The 10130-nt window shown below is 67.3% G+C and carries 7 protein-coding genes; 1 reads left to right on the top strand and 6 read right to left on the bottom strand.

What is annotated here, in order from left to right; all coding sequences use genetic code 11:
• Nucleotides 1-89: 89 nt before the first annotated feature.
• The 5 genes from AB431_RS29450 to rplJ form a co-directional block, all read right to left on the bottom strand.
• On the bottom strand, nucleotides 90-3005 hold the full coding sequence (locus tag AB431_RS29450; RefSeq protein WP_052960204.1) for a lipocalin family protein: 2916 nt from the start codon (nucleotides 3003-3005) through the stop codon (nucleotides 90-92).
• A gap of 102 nt (nucleotides 3006-3107) precedes the next feature.
• Entirely contained in the window at nucleotides 3108-5528 is a 2421-nt protein-coding gene (locus AB431_RS29445) for a hypothetical protein (RefSeq protein ID WP_052960203.1), read from the bottom strand.
• Between the two features lie 179 nt (nucleotides 5529-5707).
• Complete coding sequence (locus AB431_RS05365; protein WP_047329060.1) at nucleotides 5708-6727, bottom strand: ABC transporter ATP-binding protein; 1020 nt, start codon at nucleotides 6725-6727, stop codon at nucleotides 5708-5710.
• 213 nt (nucleotides 6728-6940) lie between these two features.
• Nucleotides 6941-7333, bottom strand: a complete 393-nt coding sequence (rplL, locus tag AB431_RS05360) for a 50S ribosomal protein L7/L12 (RefSeq protein ID WP_047329059.1) — start codon at nucleotides 7331-7333, stop codon at nucleotides 6941-6943.
• A 33-nt stretch (nucleotides 7334-7366) separates the two neighbouring features.
• On the bottom strand, nucleotides 7367-7903 hold the full coding sequence (gene rplJ, locus AB431_RS05355) for a 50S ribosomal protein L10 (RefSeq protein WP_047329058.1): 537 nt from the start codon (nucleotides 7901-7903) through the stop codon (nucleotides 7367-7369).
• Nucleotides 7904-8269: 366 nt separating this feature from the next.
• Between rplJ and AB431_RS05350 the strand changes: the two genes are divergently transcribed.
• Complete coding sequence (locus AB431_RS05350) at nucleotides 8270-9157, top strand: hypothetical protein (RefSeq protein WP_082135559.1); 888 nt, start codon at nucleotides 8270-8272, stop codon at nucleotides 9155-9157.
• Nucleotides 9158-9232: 75 nt separating this feature from the next.
• Here AB431_RS05350 and AB431_RS05345 read toward each other — a convergent pair whose 3' ends face one another.
• Nucleotides 9233-10129, bottom strand: a complete 897-nt coding sequence (locus AB431_RS05345; RefSeq protein WP_047329056.1) for an ROK family protein — start codon at nucleotides 10127-10129, stop codon at nucleotides 9233-9235.
• Between the last annotated feature and the right edge of the window lies 1 nt (nucleotide 10130).

Genomic DNA, 10130 nt, shown 5'->3' with positions numbered 1-10130 from the left:
CACACATGCTGGAGAACAGACTGACCCGTTTGTGCCTTTCCGTCAAGGGATAACGCGGCGTTTGGTGTGGAAATTGCCCGCTAAACGCCTCAGACGGTCACCGTGGCGGGGTACTGCGCGGTTCGGGTGATCGGCCCCCACACCCCGAGCTGGCGCGCCCGGGTCACCAGTGCGTTGTACTCGCTGTCCGGGACCGTCTGGTCCCGGGTGAGGATGTAGCCGGAGAAACCGGTCGGATCGCTGACGATCACCCACTGGTAGTCGGGGTCGTAATCGAGGATCCAGTAGTTGCCGGGTTCGGCGCTGTTCGGTGTCATGTTGAAGAAGGCGACGTCCAGCCGGGTGTTGGCGGTGTTGACCGGAACCGCTGTTCCGACGATCTGACTCGTCGGGCCGTTGGCAACGAAGTAGTTACCCGAGTTCTGCACCCGGACCGAGCCGTCGGCGTTGAGGGTGTAGACGGCTTTGGTGTTGACCAGCCCCCACGCGAACGGCAGCTTCACGCTGCCCTGCTCGTACCAGGGCTGGCCGTCGGCGTATTGCGTGACGTCCACGGGCGGCGGCGCAGGCAGCGTCGCCGCTCCCGCCTCACCCATGACGATCGGCTGGTTGGGCACGTAGGTGCCGTCGTTGGGGCTGCCGTAAATGCCGTACAGCGGATCGGTCGGCCCGTGGCCGGCGTAGATGTCGTTGATCCAGCCCGAGGCGAACGTCCGCACCGCGGGCTTGGCGCCGGGCGGGGACGGCTTGACGATGATCGCGCTCGCGATTTCGCCGAGCCAGGCGAACAGGTTGTCGCCGGCGATGACATCGGTGTGCGAGCCGTTGTCGATCTGCACCCCGTAGAACTGGTTGCCGTAGAACGCTTGCATGAGCTCGGTGGCCACGCCGTAGGCGTTCCAGCGCTGCGGCGGCGCAGCGATCTGATAGTCCGGGATGCCGGCTCCGGCCAGGGCGGTCAGTGACTCGGTGAACAGCGGGTCGCGCGAGACGCCGTCGAACATCACCACGCCGAGCAAGTTGTCGACCTGGTCGGTCTGGGTGATCAGCGCGCCGACGGCGGTGGCGAAGTTGCCGCCGGCCGAATGTCCGGTGAGCAGGAATTTCTCCGGCAGCGTGCCGCTCAGACCGGCGGCGTTGGCGCTGATGGTCAGGGCCGACCGACTGCCGGAGAACATCTGCGCCACGGCCTCGCGCATCGGCTCGCCGCCCAGATAGCACCCCGGGCACAGCGGGTTGTCGAACCAGAAGATGTTCGGCACCACCACGATGCTGTTGGTCTGCTGGGCCAGCTGCTGGGCCATGTCGCCGTACCAGTCGTTGAACCCAAGGAACCCGTGCTGCAGCCAGATGACGCCGTTGGCCTGCACGGTTCCGTCGGCCTGGGTCGGGAAGTACCAATTGGCGGGCGCGGCGTAGCCGTTGGGACCGCACGGGATGTCCAGTACGGCCGACCCGGTCCGCACACCGGTGACACCGTTGCCGACGGTGACGACAGCGGTGTTGGGGTCCAGTCCGTTGTTGCCGCTGTTGACCGGGGTCGGCAGGTGGAAGCCGAAGAAACCGCCGACGGTGTCGATCAGGGCCTTGAGGAGATAGTCGCCGAACGACAGCTGATTGGCCTGGGCCGCGGGCAGGCCGACCGCCGCGGTGGGACCCATGATGATCTGCTGATTCGCCGCGGCGTACAGGCCGTACTGCGGAGCCTCGGGGGTGGCGCCGGCATACATGTCGTTGATCCAGCCGTTGCTCAGCGTGTAGACCGCTGCAGTGTTTCCGGCCGGCACCGGCTTGGTCACCAGCTGGAGCACCACGTCCAAGAGCGGATTGACTCCGAGCATGGAGTCAACGTGCGAGCCGCCCTGCAGCACGACGCCGACGAACTGCCCTGGCAGGGTCGCGGCCAGCACGTTGGTGGTCGCCCCGAAGAGATTCCAGCTCTGCGCCGGCGCGGCGATCTGGTAGATCGGCTTGTTGGCGGCGGCGAGGTCGGAGACCTGGCTGGCGAAGGATCCGTCCAGAGCGCCGTTCGAAACGCCGTCGAACATGACCACGCCGACCAGATCGGACGGGTCGTACTGGGCGTCAGCGCCGCCCAGGTAATCGTCGGCGACAGCGGTCGCGAATCCCCCACCTGCCGAGTGCCCGGCGAGCACGAATCGCTCCGGGAGTGCCGATCCGGTGAATCCCGCCGCGAGGGCACTGCTCAGCAGCGTCGCGCGGTCCGGTCCGAGCAGGGCGGCGGCATCCTGTTGTGTGACCTGACACGTGAGGCAGCCCCCCGAGAAGGTGATCGGGATCGACGACAGCGTCGGGGCCACGACGATGCTGTTGGTCTGTTGCGCCAAGTCCGTGGCCAGCGCCGAGTAGAAGGTGTTGGTGGCACCGAAACCGTGCTGAAGCCAGACGACGCCCTGGGCGTTGACGCTGCCATCGGCCTGCGTCGGGAAGTACCAGTCCGCGGCGACGGTGTTGCCGATGAACGCACCGGGAAGGTCCAGCCGGGAATGCCCGACGATCACACCGGTGACCCCGTTGGTCGGCGCGACGGGCAGTGTGGCCGCCGGGGCGACCACAGCGCTCGGGGCCGCGGTGGCGGCCGCGACGGTGGTGCGCGGCGCCGCCCCCAGACCGGCGAGCACGTTGAGTACAGCGCCGGCGAGGAGATCGGACGCCGGGGCCGCATCCGACGCGGCGACCGGCCTCATCGCCGCCGCGCGTCGCGAGGTGCCGACGGCAGCCGTCACGGTCGTCGGGGTCACCAGCGCTTGGGGGCTGGCCTTGCGTCCGGCCGTAGGTGAGGGCGTCGCCGATCGCGTCGTGGCCGCGCGACGACTCGAGCCGGTTGATTTGCCGGCGGATGCGGACGACGAGTTCGCAGACGCCTTGGGCTGAGTGCCACTGTCGTCGTTATCGGCATGGGCCACACCGGATCCCGACAACAGTGCCGCGCCCAGCCCCACCACCATTGCGCCGGTTCCCAAGAAGATCTGTCGTTGCGTCATCGTTGACCCGTTTCCCCGAAATTGACGATCGGGCAAAGGTATCCACATTGGGACCCCGCCGGGTGGGAAATCCCAGCCGCGGTCTGGGATGTCATCGATTCGTCAGGCGGCGACGGACCCGGCTGCCGCGGCGGCCAACTGAGTCGGCAGGACGACGGCGGCTGTCGGCCCCATGATGATCGGTTGGCCGGCCGTGCCGTAGAGCCCGTACTGCGGGGCGCCAGGGCCGGCCCCGACGTAGAAGTCGTTGATCCAACCGGCGGCCAAGGTGTGCACGGCGGAGGCGTTTCCCGGCGCGGACGGCCTGACGACGATGGCTGCCAGCACGTCGAAGATCGGGTTGGAGCCGACCGTCGAGTCGGTGTGCGAACCATTGACGAGTTCGACGCCGACGAACTGATCGGGGCGCTCGGCGATCAGCTGCGTGGTGGTCCCACCGAACGCGTTCCACGGCTGCGGCGGCGCGGCGATCTGATAAACGGGAATGCCGTCGAGGGTGGCCAGCGCGCCGGCGAGGTCGCCGTTGGCGACGCCGTCGAACATCACCACACCGAGCAGATGATTGTCCTCGCCCGGCGCCAGCGACCTGATGTAGTCACTGCCCGCGGCCACCGCCAATCCCCCACCCGCGGAGTGCCCGGACAGCGTGAAGTCCTGCGGGAGGGTGCCCTGATACCCGGCGTTGGCGGCGCTGATGGTCAATGCGGCGCGCCCGCCGAGGAACAGGTCCGCCACGCCCTGCTGCATCGCGGGGTCGTTGATGGTGCAGGCCGGGCAGCTCAGCGGCGCGAAGGACGGCAGGGTCGTCGCGACGACGATGCTGTTGGTCTCCTTCGCCAGCGCCTGGGCCAACACGTTGTACAAGGACTTGTTGGCCAGGAAGCCGTGCTGCAGGTAAATGATGCCGTTGGCGTGCACCGAGCCGTCGGCCTGCGTCGGGAAGTACCAGTCCGCGGGCGCGTTGTAGGTTCGCGAGCCGACCTGGATGGTCAGCCTGGTGGTGCCCGTTCTGACCCCGCTCACTCCGTTGGGGGTGGGCGTGGCCACCGTCGGATCGGCAACAACCGGAGTGAGCGTGGCGGGGCTGGCTGAGCTGGGCGAGCCGCCGAAGATCAGCGGCATGATCAGGGTGGTCCAACTCTTCATCAGCATCTCGATCGGTCCGAGCTGGCTGGCCAACGGGGTGGGCAGCACGACCGCGGAGGCGTCGCCCATGATGATCGGCTGACCGGCGGTGCCATAGATGCCGAACTGCGGGGCGTCGGGCCCGGCGCCGGCATAGAAGTCGTTGATCCAGCCCGTGCTGAGGGTGTCGACGGCAGCGGTGTTGCCGGGCGGCGACCGCTTGGTGACCAGCTGGGCGAAGAAGTCGATGACCGGGTTGCTGCCCAGCATCGCGTCGACATGCGAGCCGTTGACCAGCACCACGCCGTCGAACTGGTTGGGTCGCAGTGCGAGCAGCTCATCGGTGGTGGTGCCGAAGGTATTCCACATCTGGGCCGGTGCTGCGATCTGATAGACCGGGATGTCGAGGGTGTCCAGGCTGGCTATCGCCTGCCGCAAAGTGCCGTTCATGTTCACGCCGTCGTACATGACTACGCCGAGCAGATGGTTCTGGTCACCGGGTGGCAGGGCGTCGACGTAGTAGCCGCCGACCGACGACGACCACCCGCCGCCGGCGGAATGGCCGGCCAGGACGAAGTCCTGCGGCAGCGTGCCCTCGTACCCGGCCTGGCTGGCGCTGAAAGTCAACGCCGAGCGGTCGCCGAGGAACATCGTGGCCGCGGCCTTCTGCATCGGCACCCCATAGAGGGTGCAACCGCCGCAGGTCAGCTGCGGGAACGATGGCAGCGTTGGCGCGACCACGATGGAGTTGGTGCGCTGGGCGAGCTCGGTGGCCAGCGCCGAGTAGAACGACTTGTCGGCCAGGAATCCGTGCTGCAGCCAAATGACGCCGTTGGCCTGTACCGAACCGTCGGCCTGGGTCGGGAAGTACCAGTCGGCCGGTGCGCTGAAGCCGCCGTTGACGGGGATCGTCAGGGTCGAGTGCCCGACCTCGACGCCGGTGACGCCGTTGGTGGCCGGCGGGGTGACGACGAGTGCAGCCCGGGTGGGGCTCGACGCCGCGGCGGGACGCGCGCTGGTGGCGGTTGCCGGCTGCGTGGTGGTGCCGGTCGCGGGCGGCGGTGTGACACCGAGTGCGGACAGCACGCTGGTCACCAGTGCGGCCGCCGGCCGGGGGGTTGTCTGCTGGCCGGCCGCCGCCTTCGGTGCCGCCTTCGCGGTCGATCTCGGGGCGCGCGGGCCGGCGACGGGGGCGACCGCGATGCGGGACTTTCCGGTCGTGGCGACGGACGACGACTTGGTCGGCGACGAGGCGGCCTGCGAATTGGATGCGCCACCCGAGTGCTCTGGGTTGCCGCCGGTATCGGCCGCTGCGGTGGCAGTTCCGGTCAGCAGGCCGACGCCGATACCGGCGAAGACGGCAACCGCCCCCCACCAGACCCGCCGGTCGCGCAGCACCTGACCGCCCCTCCTCGACGCTCAACGGTATCTGAGCAGATCGAGGCAGATGAGCCAATTGGCCAAAGCGTCATTGCCTGCGAGTAGCGCCTTCACCCGATGCGGTGCAATTGCTCAGCCGAAAAGCGAAGGGCCCCAATCGCTTTCGATTGGGGCCCTCCGCTTGATGCTTACTCGGGTCAGCCGTCTTCGCCGGCGAACGTGTGGGACCGCAGCTTGTGCGTGCCCTCGAGGTCGTCACGGATGGCTTCCTGGGCGGCCGGGGGCAGGGTGTGCAGGATCTGACGCACCCGCTCCTGGCGGCGCCGCACAGCGTCGCGTTCCGGGATGCCCGGGGTGACCGTCAGCTGCGGCGGCACGCCTTCGATTTCTTCGACACCGCCGTCGTGGTGGCCGGCATCGACCATGGCCTGCTCTTCGGCCATCGTCGACTCGTCCTTTTCCTCCGACATACCGATCGGGCCGATACGGCGGCCGTTGAGGAACTGACGCACCACCGGCTCGTCACTGGTCAGCAGCACCTCGCGCGGGCCGAACATGACCAGGTGCTTACGGAACAGCATGCCGATGTTGTCGGGGACCGTACGGGCGATGTTGATGTTGTGCGTCACGATCAGGATCGTGGCGTCGATCTGGGCGTTGATGTCGATCAGCAGCTGGCTCAGGTACGCGGTGCGCACCGGGTCCAGACCGGAGTCGGGCTCGTCGCAGAGGATGATCTGCGGGTCGAGCACCAGCGACCGCGCCAGGCCGGCACGCTTGCGCATACCGCCGGAGATCTCACCGGGGAACTTGTTCTCATCCCCACCCAAGCCGACCATGTCGAGCTTTTCCATGACGATCTGACGGATCTCGGATTCCTTCTTCTTCGTGTGCTCACGAAGCGGGAAGGCGGTGTTGTCGAACAGACTCATCGAGCCGAACAGCGCGCCGTCCTGGAACATGACGCCGAACAGCGTGCGGATCTCGTAGAGCTCCTTGGCCGAGCACTCGATGATGTTGGTGCCGTCGACGATGATTTTGCCGCGCTCCGGGCGCAGCAGACCGATCAACGACTTCAAGAACACGGACTTACCGGTACCCGACGGGCCCAGCAGCACGCTGACCTCACCGGCGGGGATGTCGAGGGTTACGTCTTCCCAAATTCGCTGGGAACCGAACGACTTCGTCAGCCCCTCGACCTGAATAGCAATACCCACGCCAGATCCTTCCGCCCACACCGTTCAGCCACCGCCGCGATGGCCTGTGGTTTGAGTCACTGTAGCGCACGCGGTTTGGTGCCACTGAGTTTGTGTACCTAGCCGTTATTGACGATCTCGGCAGCTCGAGCCCACACCGTTGCCCACACGGGTGGAGACAAGAAAATCCCCCGCGAGCACGAATGCCCGCGGGGGATTTCTACCGAAACAGACTTACTTGACGGTGACCGTCGCGCCTGCGGCCTCGAGCTTGGCCTTGGCGTCGTCGGCGGCCTCCTTGTTGACCTTCTCGAGCAGCGGCTTGGGGGCGCTGTCGACGAGATCCTTGGCCTCTTTCAGACCCAGGCCCGAGACGATCTCGCGGACCACCTTGATGACGCCGATCTTCTTGTCGCCGGCACCCTCGAGGATGACGTCGAACTCGGACTGCTCCTCGGCGGCCTCGGCGGGGGCGCCACCGGCGGCGGGGCCGGCAGCCGCAACGGCGACCGGAGCGGCGGCGGTGACGTCGAAGGTCTCCTCGAACACCTTCACGAACTCCGAGAGCTCGAGCAGGGTGAGCTCCTTGAAGGCGTCGATCAGTTCTTCAGTGGACAGCTTTGCCATGGTGATTCCTTATCTCTAACTGTTTGTGGTGGTTTATGCGGCGTCGGTGTTTTCCGAGCCGGCCTTCTTCTCTTGCAGAGCTGCGGCCAGGCGAGCGACCTGGGACGCGGGGGCGACGAACAGCGCCGCGGCCTGGGACTGCTTCGCCTTCAGTGCACCGGCGACGCGCGACAGCAGCACCTCGCGCGACTCCAGGTCGGCGATCCGTTCGACCTCGGACACGGACAGCGCCTTGCCGTCCATGTAGCCGCCCTTGATGACGAGCGCCTTGTTGTCCTTGGCGAACTTCTTGATCGCCTTGGCAGCATCGACGGGCTCGCCGTTGATGAACGCGATGGCGGTCGGACCGGCGAACAGGTCGTCGAGACCCTCGATACCGGCCTCGGTCGCCGCACGCTTCACCAGGGTGTTCTTGGCGACGGTGTACGACGCACCGGCGCCCAGCGACCTGCGCAGCTCGGCAAGGTTGGACACCGTCAGGCCGCGGTACTCGGTGACGACGGTGGCCGTCGCCTCCTTGAACTTCTCGGCGATGTCGGCGACCGCGGTGGCCTTGTCAGCCTTGGCCATGCTTGCCTCCTCGTGATGGTTGGGATGTCCACCAACCGACGAGCGCAAAAGCCCTGGAAAACGCAAACGCCCCGACACAGGACAGGTCGGGGCGTGAAAATGCCGCTGCGAACAGCGGTCGAGCCTCGTCCTCCTGCGTGGGCCGCCCGGGAATCCGGGACCTTCAACCGATTGCTCGGTGACCGACGGTCTTCGGTGGAACGGGCCAAGAATAGCGTGCGCTCACCGGTATTCCTAATCCGCGAGCAGGCGCACAATCGCACAGATCGCGCCTCCTGCATGCGAGTCTGTGTCTGGTCGCGGGTTATGCACAGCGCCACAGCCGGCGCGCACACCAGAATTGCGTTGAACCTCGACGCTACTTGCGTGAATTCCGCCGTCACCGCCTTGTTCGACCGCACCGGCGGCATAGCCAGCACTGCGCAACTGCTGAGTGTCATGACCCGCCAACAGCTCGATGTCCAAGTCCGCAGGGGCGGTTTGGTCCGCGTCTGGTACGGCGTTTATGCCCGAGAGATGCCAGACCTCCTCGGGCGGCTGGCTGCCTTGGACGTGTTCATGGGCCAGCGGGCGGTGGCCTCAATGGGCACGGCCGCCGCGATGTACGGCTTCGATACCGAGAACACCACCGCGATCCACGTCCTCGATCCGGGCATTCGTCTGCGATCGACCGTCGGCCTGGTGGTCCATCAGCGGATCGGCGCGCCCGTGCAGTGGGTCGCAGGCCGCCCGGCGACCTCTCCGGCGTGGACGGCCGTCGAGGTGGCGCGGCAACTGAACCGGCCACGAGCACTGGCCACACTCGACGCGGCGCTGCACTCGCAGTGGTGCACGCCGGGCAATCTCGAGCAGGCGGTAATCGCTCAACGCGGCCGACGAGGCATCAGAGCCGTCCGTGACCTCCTGCCATTCGCCGACGCGCGGTCGGAGTCGGCAATGGAAAGCGAAGCCCGACTCGTCATGATCGATCACGGGCTGCCTGCTCCTGAGTTGCAATACATCATCAGCGCTCCGGGTGGCCAACGCTGGCGAGTGGACTTCGCGTGGCCGGACGCGCGAGTTGCGGCCGAATACGAGAGCGTTGAATGGCATGCCGGCAGAACCGAGATGCTCAGGGACAAAGCCAGATTCGCGGGAGTGCAAGAGCTGGGCTGGACTGTTGTCCCCATCGTCATCGATGACGTACGGCGCCGGCCGGAACGGCTGGCTCGCCGGATTGCCACCCACCTGGAAAGGGCAAGGGTGGCTGCCTAATCCGCCTAATCCGCGAGCAGACGCACAATCGCACGAAAATGCCCGCCACCGTGCGAGTCTGCGTCTGCTCGGCCGTCACTCACGCAGCAGCGCGGCCGCGCCAACCAGGCCGGCCTCCCCGCCCAGTGCCGCGGGCACCACCCGCAGCCCGGACAGAAACTCCAGGCCTGCGAAGGTGTGCAACTCCTCGCGTACCGGGTCGAACAACACCGGTCCGGCCTTGGCCACACCGCCACCGAGGACGACGAGATCCAGGTCGCACACCGCGCCCACCGAGGCGATCATCGCCGCGATCGCACGAGCCCCGCGGCGAAAGGCCTTCAGCGCCAGCTCGTTTCCCGATGCCGCAGCGTCGGCCAGCTCCTTGGCATCGGCGCCCGTCCAGCCCTGCGATCGAGCCCACTGCGCCAGGTGCGGTCCGCTGGCGATCGCCTCGACGCAGCCGCGGGCACCGCAGGCACACGGCGGTCCTTCGACGTCGACGATGACGTGACCGACGTGACCGGCGTTGCCGGTGCGCCCGTGGTAGGGCGCTCCGTCGAGGACGAGTCCGCCACCGATTCCGGTGGACACCACCATGCCGAGCAGGAACGCCGCACCCTGACCGGCGCCGCGCCAGTGCTCCCCCAGCGCCATGCACAGCCCGTCGCCGCCCAGGCGCACCGGCACCTCGGGGATGGCCGCTGCCACCCGTTCGACGACCGGGAAGTCACGCCAGGCGGGAATGTTGATCGGGCTGATGGTCCCGTCGGGCACGTGGATCGGGCCGGCCGAGGAGATGCCGACCCCGTCGACCGCGCCGCCCGCCTCGGCGAGGGTGTCGTCGATGGTGCGACGGGCCGCGGCCCACACCTGTTCGGGGTCGTCGGTGTGTGGTGTGGGCTGCCGTGTCTCGTACTGCAGCCGGCCGTCGGGGTCGACGAGGCCGGCGGCGATCTTGGTGCCTCCGATATCCAGAACCAGCGCTGTCATG

The sequence above is a fragment of the Mycobacterium sp. EPa45 genome, from assembly GCF_001021385.1.
GTDB lineage: Bacteria > Actinomycetota > Actinomycetes > Mycobacteriales > Mycobacteriaceae > Mycobacterium.
This window is presented reverse-complemented; position numbering and strand designations above follow the sequence as displayed.